This is a genomic window from Seonamhaeicola aphaedonensis (assembly GCF_003386195.1).
GTDB lineage: Bacteria > Bacteroidota > Bacteroidia > Flavobacteriales > Flavobacteriaceae > Seonamhaeicola > Seonamhaeicola aphaedonensis.
In genome coordinates this window covers 113,967-128,318 of sequence record NZ_QRDX01000008.1, presented here as the reverse complement: position 1 = coordinate 128,318, position 14,352 = coordinate 113,967, and the positions used below count along the sequence as shown (strand labels likewise).

9 protein-coding genes and 1 tRNA gene are annotated in these 14,352 nt (G+C 32.9%); 2 read left to right on the top strand and 8 right to left on the bottom strand.

Translation table 11 applies throughout. The features are described from left to right. Positions 1–103 precede the first annotated feature (103 nt). The 8 genes from DFQ02_RS13360 to DFQ02_RS13325 form a co-directional block, all read right to left on the bottom strand. Positions 104–4,162, bottom strand: coding sequence for a hybrid sensor histidine kinase/response regulator transcription factor (locus tag DFQ02_RS13360; protein ID WP_116524950.1), 4,059 nt, complete (start codon positions 4,160–4,162; stop codon positions 104–106). 201 nt (positions 4,163–4,363) lie between these two features. Further along, entirely contained in the window at positions 4,364–5,665 is a 1,302-nt protein-coding gene (locus DFQ02_RS13355; protein ID WP_116524949.1) for an MFS transporter, read from the bottom strand. A gap of 42 nt (positions 5,666–5,707) precedes the next feature. Beyond that, a complete protein-coding gene (gene uxaC, locus DFQ02_RS13350) occupies positions 5,708–7,117 on the bottom strand; it encodes a glucuronate isomerase (protein WP_116524948.1) in 1,410 nt (469 codons plus the stop codon). Beyond that, on the bottom strand, positions 7,107–7,901 hold the full coding sequence (locus tag DFQ02_RS13345) for a gluconate 5-dehydrogenase (protein ID WP_116524947.1): 795 nt from the start codon (positions 7,899–7,901) through the stop codon (positions 7,107–7,109). The genes uxaC and DFQ02_RS13345 overlap by 11 nt, the downstream gene beginning before the upstream one ends. A gap of 13 nt (positions 7,902–7,914) precedes the next feature. Further along, on the bottom strand, positions 7,915–9,090 hold the full coding sequence (gene uxuA, locus DFQ02_RS13340) for a mannonate dehydratase (RefSeq protein WP_116524946.1): 1,176 nt from the start codon (positions 9,088–9,090) through the stop codon (positions 7,915–7,917). A 19-nt stretch (positions 9,091–9,109) separates the two neighbouring features. Continuing rightward, a complete protein-coding gene (locus tag DFQ02_RS13335) occupies positions 9,110–9,937 on the bottom strand; it encodes an SDR family oxidoreductase (RefSeq protein ID WP_116524945.1) in 828 nt (275 codons plus the stop codon). Between the two features lie 550 nt (positions 9,938–10,487). Then, entirely contained in the window at positions 10,488–11,462 is a 975-nt protein-coding gene (locus tag DFQ02_RS13330; protein ID WP_116524944.1) for a type I phosphomannose isomerase catalytic subunit, read from the bottom strand. Between the two features lie 350 nt (positions 11,463–11,812). Next, positions 11,813–11,897: transfer RNA gene (locus DFQ02_RS13325), tRNA-Leu, on the bottom strand. 111 nt (positions 11,898–12,008) lie between these two features. On the opposite strand from DFQ02_RS13325, the gene DFQ02_RS13320 reads away from it, so the two are divergent. Both DFQ02_RS13320 and DFQ02_RS13315 read left to right on the top strand, forming a co-directional pair. Next, the gene (locus tag DFQ02_RS13320) at positions 12,009–13,397 is read left to right on the top strand and encodes a dipeptidase (RefSeq protein ID WP_116524943.1); all 1,389 of its coding nucleotides are present in this window, start codon (positions 12,009–12,011) and stop codon (positions 13,395–13,397) included. Positions 13,398–13,436: 39 nt separating this feature from the next. After that, on the top strand, positions 13,437–14,297 hold the full coding sequence (locus DFQ02_RS13315; protein ID WP_116524942.1) for a DMT family transporter: 861 nt from the start codon (positions 13,437–13,439) through the stop codon (positions 14,295–14,297). Positions 14,298–14,352: the final 55 nt, after the last annotated feature.

The window sequence follows — 14,352 nt, the reverse complement described above, 5'->3', positions numbered from 1 at the left end:
GTTTTTCATCACCTAAAACTAAGGCGACTCAAAGAAATAGAAATACAGAAATAGGGGTAAAATAATACAACACCTTGATTATCAGTTTTTAAAACCAAAAAAACTAGCTAGAAAATTTCTCAGCATATTGAGATGGGGTCTCCCCAAATTTCTTTTGGAAGGATTTACTAAAGTATTTTGGATCTTTAAATCCTACTTTATAACTTATTTGAGATACATTTAATTTTCCGTTTTCTAATAATTGTGCAGCACGTTTCATTCTAAAATGTAGTATAAATTCGTTAGGTGTGAAATTTGACCAAGCTTTTATTTTGGTAAATAACATGGTTCTACTAACACCTAACTCAGAACAAAACGAAGCAATATCAAATTGCTCGTTTTCAATATTTTCTTTAACTATTCTAAGTGCCTTTTTGTAAAGCTTTTCATCAAATGATGAAACTAAAACTTCATCAGGCAGTGGGCCTTCATTAGCCGCAAACTTTTCCTTTAATTTTTCTCTAGTTTGTAATACGTTCTTAATCCGAAGCTTAAATTCTTTTAAATCAAAAGGTTTACTTATGTAGTCATCGGCTCCACTTTCTAATCCATTTAATTTATAAATTAAAGAGGTACGGGAGGTTAATAAAATTATAGGAATGTGACTTGTTCTTAGTTCTTGCTTAACTACAGTACATAGTTCAGTTCCAGTCATTTCGGGCATAATAACATCACTTACTATAAGGTCCGGAGACTCTCTTTTTGCTTTTTCAAATCCTAGCTTCCCATTTTCAGCCTCAATAATATTGTAGCTTTCCTTAAGCAAATCCTTAATAAACTTTCTTAAAGGCTTGTTATCCTCTACTAAAAGAATAGTTTGTTTAACTGTTTCATCAGTGATATCAATACTATCTTGGTAAACCATGTTTGGTTCCTCTAACTGCTTAACGTATTGTGATATGTCGTCACTAAATTTAAAGTTTTCAATAATTTCTTGATCACTTAAATGCTCACGCCCCAAAGGTAGACATACTGAAAATATGGAGCCTTTATCGTTTTCATTGCTTTTAACCGTGATATCTCCCTTATGAAGTTCAACAATATTTTTGGCAATAGATAAACCAATTCCGGTACCCTTGTTGTAATTACCATCTGGCTTGTTATTTACAGCTACTTCAAAAAATCTTTCAAATATTTTATCACGGTATTCTTCAGCTATTCCAACGCCATTATCTTCAACATCAATAATTATATTATTACTGGTCTTTTTAACATTAATAGTAATTATACCACCTTTTGGTGTATATCTAAAAGCATTTGAAATAAGGTTATAAAAAACACGTTCTAATTTATTACGATCATAATACACCAAAATCTCTTCATCTTTGCAATTAAAACTAAAATCATACTCGCCATTACTGGCATATTCTGTAAAGGAAAGGTATATTTCTTTTAAAAATTTTACAATATTACCCTCAGCGGCCTCCAATTTAAATAGTTTGTTTTCAAACTTTCTAAAATCCATCAGCCTATTAATAAGCTGTAATAAATGATTTGCACTATTTTCTATTACCAAGAGTTTTTTATACATCTTACTGCTACCACGATATCCTTCTATAATTTGATTTAAAGGGCCTAATATTAACGATAAAGGTGTTCTAAATTCATGTGATATATTAGTGAAAAATTCCAACTTAGTTTGGTTTATTTCTTTGGTTCTTTCCGTTTCAATATGCTCTAACTCGAGTTCGTGTTTTAATTTGGTTTTAGATTTTAAAATACTGTACAGAAAGAACAATGCTGTTAAAATCAATAAACCATAAATTGCAAAGGCCCACCAAGTTCTCCAAGGTGCAGGTGCTACATAAATATTTAACTTTGAAGTGGTTTCATTCCAAACACCATCATTATTAGCTCCAGCTATTTCAAATACATATTTTCCCGGATTTTGAATGGTATAAGAGGCCGTATGACTTGTTGTTACATTCCATTCTTTTTCTAAACCATTTAACCTATACTTATATTTGTTATTATTGGAATTTATGAAATTAGGTATTGAAAATGAAATACTGAAATTACCCTGCTTATAAGATAAATTAATAGACTCCGTATAAGGTAACGAATAGGTTAGTACATTTTCTTTACTACTAGATTCGGTATCATCCTCTCTAATTTTGAAATCTGTTAAAATAACTTGAGGCGAATAACTATTGGTTATTAAATTATCAGAATTAATAAAAGTCACACCCTCAGGGCCGCCAAAATAAAACTGCGATGTTCCTACTTTTAAACTCGCATTATCATTAAATTCATTGCTTATTACACCATCTGTCTGGTTATACAATTTAATTTGATTATTTTTAAAATTATACTTTACAATACCCTGGTTAGTACTTAGCCACAAATTCTGCTTGTCATCTTCCTGAATACTGTGAACTGTAGAAATTAATGAGTTGTCTACTTCTAAGGATATAGAACTAAATTTTTCACCATCATATATGAACAACCCTTTTGATTTTGTTCCAGCCCAAATAGTATTAAAATTATCTTGATAAACTGACAAAACATCATCTCCGTATTGTAAGGTTTTATCGTAGAAATAATGATGTATTGATCCTGTTTCTGAAATCCTATTTAGCCCTTTCTCTGTACCAACCCAGACGTAGTCTTTATTATCGATAAAAATACTGCGGATTAAATTATTAGTCAATAGGTTTTCATCTTGGTCTGAACTTTGAAAATGCTGAAACGCCTTTGTTTCAAGATTAAATTTTATTAATCCCTGGCCAAATGTCCCAATCCAAACATTGTTAAACCTATCCTTATTTATAGCATAGACGCCAACATTATTAAGAAATGTATCTAATTGCTCATGTAAAACTAAAGTTTCAAACCTATTTTTCTTAATGTTGAAAATTTGTAGACCACTCTTAAAGGTTCCTATCCACAGCTTATCTTGATCTAAAATTTTAAGCTCCTTTATGTTGTTATCTGATAAAGGCGAGTTATTTTGAGTAATATATTTATAGGTGTCATTTTTTTTATTCCAAATATTAAGTCCCCCTCCTTCGGTTCCAAAAAACACAGAACTATCATGGGTTGCAATTGAGCTTATCACGTTATAGTTAAGCCCTTTCCCGCTTTGATTTTGGGTAATATTTTGAAAATTAACGTTAGAACGGTCCCAAAGATTAATACCTCCATAGTAGGTTCCTATCCAAATAGAGCCTTTTCTATCTTTAAACAATGATTTAACAGAATTTTTAGTCAAGCCTTTTTTATTATCAAAACTAGCTTGTATATGTTCTATATCACCCTCTTTTCCAACTAATAACAAACCCTCATAAGTTCCAACCCATAACATACCCCTATCATCATAAAGCAACTTTCTTACATTCTTTATAGACACATATGATTGCTCTTTGTTAAAAAATGATGAGAATATGTTCGTTTCTTGATTATAATCTACCAAACCATCTTCTTGGGTGGCAATCAATATATGGTTGTTTTCAGTTTCAATTAAATCTTGCACATAAAAATTTTCACTTCCCTTAATTAAAGTGAAGTTACCAAAGTTGGTTTCATTAAGTGTGCCTCTAAAAATACCAGCTGCTGTACCTACATAAACCTGTCCACTTTTGGTTTCTAAAATTGCCATTACACGTTTCCTTGCTGGTTTGGTGTATTGTGTTAAGTAGTTATCAAAAGTATCTGATACTTCATTGTAAACCGAAAGCCCACCCGCTGTTCCAATGCATATATTTCCGTTGGAAAGCTTATTTATACTCCAAATGGTGTTATTTGCTAATGAATTTAGTGACTGTTGATGAAAATAATTTTTAAAAGTGTCTGCTTTTGGATCATACCTATTTAAACCATTATAGGTCCCAACCCATAAATATCCATTGCTACCTTCTTGAATTGCTAAAACATCATTATTACTTATGGAGTTTTCGTTATCAATTTGATTCCTGTAAATGGTGAATTTTGTACCATCATATTTATTTAAGCCATCACGCGTACCTATCCATATTTGACCCAATGTATCTTGGTGAATTGCTATTGCAGAACTTTGTGAGAGCCCATTATTCGTTGATAAGTGACTAAACTGGTAAGATAAGGTTTGAGCTCTTCCCGAAAAGCTAAAATAAAAAAGTAAAAGACATACAAGAATCTTTGGCATTCCTCAAAATAATGACTTCATAAAATAAAAACAAAACATAATATCTAAGCTAATTGGCATACAATTGGAAGCAAATATGTAATTCCCTAAATTTACATATAAGTTAAACAACCTAAAAATATTAAAAGATTGTTTCATAAACAAAAAGCTGCAATTTTGAGAATTGCAGCTTTTTGTTTATTTAAATAACCCCATTTACTATTATTCTTCAATAAGATTTAAATTTTCATCTAATGGCGTCATTTTAGGCATTAGTAAGTGTACCAATCCCAATATGATCAAGTAACATGAACCTGCTACCAAAAATGCCCAAAAATAACCCGTATTTCCAGCTTGGTCTAAAACCGAACCTAATAAGTAATCAGCAAGAATACCAGCAACTGCTCCAACCATTCCACCTATTCCAACAACTGATGCAGTGGCCTTTTTAGGGAATACATCTGAAGCCAAGGTAAATATGTTAGCTGACCATGCTTGATGTCCTGCCGCCCCTAAACCTATTAAACAAATAGCTAACCATTTGCTATCTGTAATAGCTACATAAGCTACTGGCAATATAATTAAACCACATATTAATAATGTAATTTTTCTTGCTTTGTTAACAGACCAGCCTTTTCTAATAAACACTCCTGACAAATAACCTCCTAAAATACTACCTCCATCTGCCAAAATGTAAATAACAAAGAATGGCAATGCAATGTTCTTAATATTTACATCAAAGGTTTCTGCCAAAAACTTAGCGCCCCAAAATAAATAAAACCACCAAACAGCATCGGTAACTTTCGCTAAAGCAAAGGCCCAAGTTTGACGTTTTCCCAACACACTTTTCCATGGTAATTTTTCCTCAGATTCTGCTTTACCAGAATCACTTTGAATATAAGTTAACTCTTCTTTCGATACGTCTGGATGAACTTCTGGTTTTTTATATGTGCGTAACCATAGAAATACCCACAATGCACTTAATGCTCCTGTGATTAGAAAAGGTATTTGCCAGTTCTTTCCGTTTTCGTGGACTATCCATCCAACAACAAATGGTGCCGCTATAGCTCCAATACTTGTGGCCGCATTAAACAATCCTGTGGCAAAAGCTCGGTCTTTTTTAGGAAACCATTCTGCAGTGGTCTTAATAGCTGCTGGAAAGTTACCAGATTCACCAAAACCTAAACCAAAACGTGCTGCAGCAAAGCCTATAACACTAAAAGCTGGCCTCACAGCTGCATGTAACATTCCAAATACACTCCAAAGCCCGATGGATAGTATATATCCTTTTTTGGTACCTAACTTATCTATTAATCCTCCCATTGAAAGCATCCCTATGGCATAAGCCACTTTGAATGATATCATAATGTTCGCATAGTCTGTATTGGTCCAACCAAACATCTTTTCTAAGGTTGGCGCCATCACTCCTATAATACTTCTATCAAAATAATTGATGGTGGTGGCGAACATTAATAACGCTAATATCCGATAGCGATAGTTCCCAATCTTTTTTGTTTCACTCATAATTTATCTTAGTTAAGTCGATTAATAAATATTTAATTGTTATTATGTTGGAAAATTAAAATAACGTTTAGCATTATAGTAACTTATGTTTTGCACCATTTTACCTAAGAACTCTATATCATTTGGAATAAGGCCTTGCTCAACATCGTTACCTAAGACATTACATAAAATACGTCTAAAATATTCATGCCTTGGAAATGACAAAAAGCTTCTACTATCAGTTAACATACCCACAAAATGACTTAAAAGCCCCATGTTTCCAAGACAATTTATTTGCTTTTCCATTCCATCTTTTTGATCCAAAAACCACCAACCTGACCCCCATTGCATTTTCCCCTGACAATCAGCATTTTGAAAATTACCCATCATGGTTGCAAATACCTCATTTTGTGATGGATTCAAATTATAGGTTATGGTTTTTGCCAATTGATCTGTAGCATTCAACTTATCAAACAGTTTTGACATAAATTCTGCGATAGGAAAATCTCCAATGGAATCTACCCCAGCATCTAACCCTATTTCTTTTAACAACCTAGTATTATTATTTCTTATGGGTCCTAAATGGTATTGTTGTACCCAGTTTAATTTATGATATTGCTTCCCAAGATACTCAAAAAGAAATGATCTAAAAATATTTACCTCTTTTGTTGATAGTTGGTTATTATTTAATTTTTTATTGAATACAACTTTTACCTCATCATCAGTGTATTCTACTATGGTAAGCGCTTCACCAACCCCAAAATCTGACAACTTACATCCGTGTTGGTTAAAAAACTCTAAACGGTTATCTACAGCACTTTTAAAATCATCTAAAGATTGAACTTTAAAACCAACCACCATAGCTAATTTATCAAGATATGTTGAAAACGAATCTGAATTTATAAAAAATAGGGCATCTGCACGAAATGTTGGTAATACTTTTGTAAAGAAACTTTGTTTTTTAATGGCTCTATGATACTCTAAACTATCTGTTGGATCGTCTGTGGTGCAAATCACCTCAACTTTCATATCTTCCAAAAGTTGAGCAGGAGTTTTTTGCTCCAAAACTGCATTAGCTTTTTCAAAAATAGTCTCTGCTGTAGATGGTTGTAGAATGTCATCTATTCCAAAATATCGTTTCAGTTCTAAATGCGTCCAGTGGAATAATGGGTTTTTTAATGTATACGGAACCGTTTCTGCCCACTTTAAAAATTTTTCTTTTTGTGAAGTATCAGATCCGGTGATAAACTTTTCTTCAACACCATGTGCTCTCATGGCACGCCATTTATAGTGATCTCCATTTAACCAAGCCTGTGTGATACTACTTACAGGTTTATTTTCTGCAATTTCCTTGGCCGATAGATGGTTGTGGTAATCTAAAATGGGTAAATCTTTTGCATACTCATGATACAGTATTTTAGCTACCTCTGATTGTAATACAAAATTATGTGTGATAAAACTTTTACTCTTCATTTGATGGCTTTCCTATAGTTGCTAAAATTCCGCCATCTACATATAAAACATGACCGTTTACAAAATCACTGGCTTTAGATGATAAGAAGATAGCTGCTCCTGATAAATCATTTGGGTCGCCCCACTTAGCAGCAGGAGTTCTGTTAATAATAAACTCATTAAATGGGTGCCCATCTACTCTAATTGGTGCTGTTTGAGACGTTGCAAAATATCCAGGACCTATTCCATTGACTTGAATATTATACTTTGCCCATTCTGTAGCCATATTTTGAGTTAACATTTTAAGGCCGCCTTTAGCCGCTGCATAAGCTCCTACACTGTTACGTCCAAGCTCACTCATCATAGAGCAAATGTTAATTATTTTACCTTCTTTTCTAGCTATCATGCCTTTAACCACATGTTTGGACACAATAAAAGGACTCACCAAATCAACATCAATAACTTGCTTAAAGTCAGACACCTCCATTTCGGCCAAAGGTGTTCTTTTAATGATACCTGCATTATTGATTAGAATGTCTATTTGACCTACTTCTGCTTCTATTTTGGCAACAGCTTCAATAACTTCAGCTTCATCAGTCACGTTGAATTTATATCCAACAGCATCAATTCCTTCTCCTTTATAAGCTTCTATGGCTTTATCTATTTTTTCTTGTGATGAATTACCGTTAACAATAATTTTAGCTCCTGCAAGACCAAGACCTCTAGCCATAGCCATTCCCAATCCGTGAGTACTTCCAGTTACAAGAGCATTCTTTCCTTTTACGTCAAACAATGATAAACTCATATTTTAATGTTTTTTATATACTATTTGTAATTCCGTATTCTAGACCTCTTAATTCAGCTAAACCTCTCAACCTTCCAATTCCAGAATAACCTGGGTTTGTTTTTTTCTTTAAATCATCTAACATTTGATGTCCATGATCAGGTCTTACTGGTATAGCAAAGTCTTTCATACCTTTAGCTTTTCTTCTTCTTTCCTCTAAAACAATTGCTCTTACCACAGCATACATATCAACATCGCCATCTAAATGATCTGCTTCGTAAAAATTACCTTGCTCATCGCGCTTGGTACTTCTTAAATGCAAGAAATGAGCACGGTCTGCAAATCTTTCAAAAATCTGCACCAAATTGTTATCTGCTCTCACACCTAAAGAACCTGTACAAAATGTAATACCGTTGGATCTATCAGGCACGTTATCAAATAAATATGCGTAATCTGATTCTGTACTTACTACTCTTGGTAAACCTAAGATTGGATAAGGTGGATCATCTGGATGAATACACATTAATACATCATTCTGAGACGCTACAGGTATGATTTCCTTTAAAAATGCTACTAAGTTATCTCGTAATTTTTGAGCGTCTATATCTTTATAAGTATCCAAAATAGTTTGAAACTGCTCTAAAGTATATCCCTCTTCTGCTCCAGGTAATCCTGCAATAATATTATTAACTAACTTCGTTTTTTCATCTTCAGACAGCCCTTCTACATAAGTTTTAGCTGCTTGCTTTTGCTCATCGTTATACGTATCTTCAGCTCCTGGCCTTTTTAATAGATACAATTCGAAAGCAGCAAAAGCGACTACATCAAAACGCAATGCCTCAGACCCATCAGCTACTTTAAATGCCAAATCTGTTCTAGTCCAGTCTAGCACAGGCATAAAGTTATAACAAACGATATTGATACTACACTTTGCTAAGTTTTCTATACTTTTCTTGTAGGTTTCAATGTAAGTCTCAAAATTCCCTGATCGTGTTTTAATATTTTCATGAACAGGAATGCTTTCTACCACACTCCAAGTTAAACCTGCATTTTCAATAATAGCTTTACGCTTTTGTATTTCCTCAACAGTCCACACTTCCCCATTTGGAATATGGTGAAGCGCAGATACTACACCTGTAGCACCCGCTTGTTTTACATCTGATAATGTTACTGGGTCATTTGGACCGTACCATCTCCATGTTTGCTCCATCTTAAATAATTTTTAAATTTTAAACACCACTGTAAGCACTAAAACCACCATCTATTGGTATAACCACACCTGTTACAAACGAAGATCCTTCTCCACACAGCCAAAGTGTAGTTCCTATTAAATCTTCTGGTTCACCAAATTTACCCATTGGTGTTTGCTCAATTATTTGATTTCCCCTAGGAGTTAAACTCCCATCGCTGTTAGTTAATAGTGTTCTATTTTGCTCAGTTAAAAAGAAACCTGGAGCTAATGCATTTACACGTATATTAACTTTTGAAAAATGAACAGCTAACCATTGTGTAAAGTTTGAAACTGCAGCTTTTGCTCCACTATATGCTGGTATTTTGGTTAAAGGCGTGAAAGCGTTCATTGAAGAAATATTTAAAATACTACAACCTTCTCTGCCAACCATATCTTGAGCGAAAATCTGTGTTGGCAAAAGGGTACCAATAAAGTTTAAATTAAAAACAAACTGAATACCTTGGGGGTCTAAATCAAAAAAGGTTTTAAATCCTTCATCGTTATTTGCCAAATCTTCTAACTGTAAAAAAGGGTTACTTGTAGTTCCTAGCGGATGATTTCCTCCTGCACCATTTACAAGAATATCACATTTTCCAAAAGCACTATTAACTTCTTCTTTAGCTTGAAGTAGTGAGTCTTTTTCCAAAACATTGGCTTTTACACCAATAGCACTACCACCATTTTTATTAACCTTCTCTGCAACAGCTACAGCTGCTTCTTTATTTAAATCTAACAGAGCGATATTATGTCCTTCTTTGGCTAAGGCTTCTGCCATAGTACTACACAGTACGCCTCCGGCACCTGTAATTACAATTGTTTTTCCCATTAATAAAATTTATTTAATTCTTCCATGTAGTTTTTAAGACTATAGTTAGTTGTATTGACTGATTTAATTTCTAAAAATAATTCACGTTTATAGATTATTAAACGAATATTACAAAACAATAATAATCGTTTCAAATAAACAAAACCCAGCATAAACATTGAACTTTTATGACACCTAAAATGTATTTTGGAACCACTAGAAGATTTTGTCAAATTATCAAAATAGTGGACAAAAATTTATTTTAAAGCATTTATTTCGAGAAACCTTAACAAAACTAGAAAACTAAGAACTTAAAAGTGTCCTGTTCTGTCCTGCGACAAATATCAAAAAATAATCATAAAAACACTTAATGTATAGATAAAATAATGAGGTTTAGATTTTCTATTACTTTTTAAGTGACTAGAAGCATTATTTGAATAAAGCTTATATTACGAGCAATATTATTAAGATTTAAAACACTATTTACAATATAACATATTTGGTGTTGCTAAATGCAAGCTTTAAACAAATCATTTATAACACCCAAAATCACAAGTGCATTTTTGAATGATTATTGATAATACACTTCTAAGATTTTGGCTCCAACAGATTTTAGTTTTAGCTCATTTAAGTTTGATGGCACTAATAGAGTTTCACCTGTATTTAGACTATAATCTAAATTATTACAATTAATATCTAAACTTCCCTCAACACAAATATAAATTACAAATGAATCTATGTCACTATAATCTATGGTCATATGTCCTTCAATAGCAATAATATTAGTTTTAAAATATGGAGAATGTACCAATATATTTGAAGTGTTTTTATTTAAATCATAGTGCGTCTTATAAGATTCATAAACCCTATAATCAATAACATCAAGAGCTAAATCGTTATGCAATTCTCTTTTTAAACCTGTTTTGGCATCTACCCTATCATAATCATAAATCCTGTAGGTTATATCAGAAGTTTGTTGAATTTCAGCCAACATAACCCCTTCCCCAATGGCATGAACCCTTCCTGTTGGGATATAAAACGTATCACCAGAATTGACATTCTCGTGGTGCATAACATCTAAAATCGTACCATTCTTTAGGTGTTTCTCATATTCTTCTTTAGTAATACTTTTATCAAAACCAACTATCAATTCTGCATCATCTTCTGCCTCCATAACATACCACATCTCATTCTTACCAAAGGAATTATGGCGGCTTTTTGCTATTTCATTGCTTGGATGAACCTGAATAGAAAGCGGTTTTTTAGCATCTATAAATTTGATAAGTAATGGAAATGTATCTCCAAATATTTTATACACATTATCTCCAATAATATCTCCTTTAAAAGTGTTAATTAGTTGTGCAAGACTCCTCCCTTTTAAATAACCTTCCGAGACGAAGGTTTCATTATTCTTAACACCAGAAATCTCCCAGGACTCACCAATATTTTCTTCTATGTAATCTTTATTTAACTTTGTTTTTAGTTTGTTTCCACCCCAAATTCTGTATTTAAAAATCGGTGTGAATTTCAAAGGATATAAATCCATAAATACTTATTTTTTTGATTAAATTTAACATATTTTAAGTAAAAATACTTATAAACAGTAAAACTGCAAATGAATCCTTGGTTCTTTATTCGAAATAATTATCAAAAATTGATTTAGTGCAAATCCAGTTTAGCTTGAATGTAAAAGATAGATTTTATATGCTTCAGTAAAAAATTATTATAAACCCTATTTAACCTAATAAAAAACAATGGTGAGTTGTTATAAATAAACATTAAGAAAACTAAAACTTTAGTCTAGTTTTAAAATAACAAGATACAGTATCAATCTTTTTTTCAGTAATTCTAAAACGAAAAAAAGCTTCTCATATTTGAGAAGCCTTTTCTAAAAATTGGTGCGGATGAAGGGAGTCGAACCCCCACGCCTCGCGGCACTAGATCCTAAGTCTAGCGTGTCTACCAATTCCACCACATCCGCTAGTCCCGATTATTATCGGGATGCAAATATAATCAATAGTTTTAAATTGCAAACTTCTACCTTTAAAAAACATTCTTTTTTATACTTTTGATTACAACAAAACTTTTCAGCATGAAATCTGTTAAAAATTATATCCAAGAAAACAAACAACGCTTTATTGATGAGCTCGTTGAACTTTTAAAAATACCATCTATTAGTGCAGATTCCTCATATAAAAACTATGTTTTAAAAACGGCAGAAGCCGTAAAATTAAATTTGGAAAAAGCTGGATGTGAGCATGTTGAAATTTGTAAAACCAAGGGTTACCCAATTGTTTATGGAGAGAAAATACTAAACAAAAACCTTCCCACAATTTTGGTTTATGGTCATTACGATGTACAACCACCAGACCCCCTAGATTTATGGAACTCGCCACCGTTTGAACCTGTTATAAAAAATACGGAAACACACCCTGAAGGCGCTATTTTTGCAAGAGGAGCTTCTGATGATAAAGGTCAGGTTTTTATGCATATAAAAGCTATGGAATTTATGACTTCAACAAATCAACTTCCTTGTAATGTTAAATTTATGATTGAAGGAGAAGAAGAGGTTGGCAGTAAAAACTTAGAAGCTTTTGTAAAAGAAAACCAAGAAAGGTTAACAAACGATGTAATTTTAATTTCTGATACTGGAATGATTTCTAAAGATACACCTTCCATCACTACAGGGATTAGAGGTTTGAGTTATGTTGAAGTTGAGGTTACAGGACCTAATCGCGATTTACATTCTGGATTGTACGGCGGCGCGGTTGCTAACCCTATCAATATTCTGAGTAAAATGATTGCGTCATTACATGATGAAAACAACCAAATAACCATTCCTGGGTTTTATGATAAGGTGGAAGAACTCTCAAAAGAAGAACGCACAGAAATGGCAAAAGCTCCCTTTTCTTTAGAAGCCTATCAGAAAGCATTAGATATTGAAACTGTTTACGGAGAAACAGGATACAGTACTAACGAGAGAAATGCCATTAGACCAACACTAGATGTTAATGGTATTTGGGGTGGGTATATTGGTGAAGGAGCTAAAACGGTGATTCCAAGTAAAGCCTATGCTAAAATATCGATGCGTTTAGTTCCAAATCAAGATTGGGAAGAAATTACGAAGCTATTTAAATCGCATTTTGAAAGCATTGCTCCCAAAGGTGTTAAAGTTGAAGTAAAACCACATCATGGTGGTAACGGTTATGTAACCCCTTTAAACAGTATAGGTTATCAAGCAGCTTCTAAAGCCTACTTAGAAACTTTTGGTAAACTACCAATTCCCCAACGTAGTGGTGGCAGCATCCCCATTGTTGCATTATTTGAAAAAGAGCTTAAAAGTAAAACTATTTTAATGGGCTTTGGTTTAGACAGTGATGCTATTCATTCTCCAAACGAGCATTTTGGTATTTGGAATTACCTAATGGGCATAGAAACGATACCTTATTTTTACAAATATTTCACAGAACTCTCGAAATAAAAATAAGGCTCTTTTGCACTTATAAGTAAGACCAGCTTAATGAAAAACCACCATAACAATTACCTTCTTTTACTGGCATTAGCTACTATTTTTATAAGTACTTCTGGCGCCTTGGGTAAATATATTGAACTCCCAACGCCCATGATAATCTGGTTTAGAAGTGCTTTGGCCGCCCTATTTCTTTATATTTTTTGTAGGTATAAAAAATTCAATTTTAGAATAAAATCTAAAAGAGATATACCTTCGTTGCTGTTAAGTGCCTTATTATTAGGTGCACATTGGATTAGTTACTTTTATGCATTAAAACTATCTAATGTAGCTATTGGAATGCTTTCAATGTTTACCTTTCCTGTTATTACAGCATTACTAGAACCTTTATTTACAAAATCGAAGTTCAACCCCATTCATATCCTATTGGCTCTTTTGGTATTATTAGGCATCTATATTCTAGCGCCTGAATTTAGTTTTAAGAGCACTTATGTGAAAGGTATTCTTTTAGGAGTGTTTTCAGCATTGTGTTATGCCATTAGAAACTTAATATTAAAGCGTCATGTGCATGCCTATAATGGTACCGTGCTTATGATGATACAGTCTTTAGTAGTAAGTTTAGCATTATTACCAGTACTCATTAGTATGGACACAAATAATATTCAATCGCAACTCCCTTACCTATTGCTTCTGGGATTGGTAACAACAGCTATTGGGCATTCACTATTCATAAATAGCCTTAAATATTTTTCGGTGAGTACTGCCAGCATTATAGGAAGTGCTCAACCTATTTGTGGGATTGTCATTGCATTTATTTTCCTTAATGAAGTCCCCACACTTAATACTTTTATTGGTGGTACTCTTATTATGACAACCGTTGTAATTGAGGGAATCAGGTCAAAAAAAACTTAACTTTTTAGTGTAAAATGTAACAAAACATCTGCTTTAACGTTCTAATAGTCAATCA

What these genes read in the sequence shown, in the direction of transcription:
- DFQ02_RS13355 (WP_116524949.1), bottom strand. Translation starts at nt 5,665, where the DNA reads ATGAGTGAAACAAAAAAGATTGGGAACTATCGCTATCGGATATTAGCG.
- DFQ02_RS13360 (WP_116524950.1), bottom strand. Translation starts at nt 4,162, where the DNA reads ATGCCAAAGATTCTTGTATGTCTTTTACTTTTTTATTTTAGCTTTTCG.
- DFQ02_RS13335 (WP_116524945.1), bottom strand. Translation starts at nt 9,937, where the DNA reads ATGGGAAAAACAATTGTAATTACAGGTGCCGGAGGCGTACTGTGTAGT.
- uxuA (WP_116524946.1), bottom strand. Translation starts at nt 9,090, where the DNA reads ATGGAGCAAACATGGAGATGGTACGGTCCAAATGACCCAGTAACATTA.
- DFQ02_RS13345 (WP_116524947.1), bottom strand. Translation starts at nt 7,901, where the DNA reads ATGAGTTTATCATTGTTTGACGTAAAAGGAAAGAATGCTCTTGTAACT.
- DFQ02_RS13315 (WP_116524942.1), top strand. Translation starts at nt 13,437, where the DNA reads ATGAAAAACCACCATAACAATTACCTTCTTTTACTGGCATTAGCTACT.
- uxaC (WP_116524948.1), bottom strand. Translation starts at nt 7,117, where the DNA reads ATGAAGAGTAAAAGTTTTATCACACATAATTTTGTATTACAATCAGAG.
- DFQ02_RS13330 (WP_116524944.1), bottom strand. Translation starts at nt 11,462, where the DNA reads ATGGATTTATATCCTTTGAAATTCACACCGATTTTTAAATACAGAATT.
- DFQ02_RS13320 (WP_116524943.1), top strand. Translation starts at nt 12,009, where the DNA reads ATGAAATCTGTTAAAAATTATATCCAAGAAAACAAACAACGCTTTATT.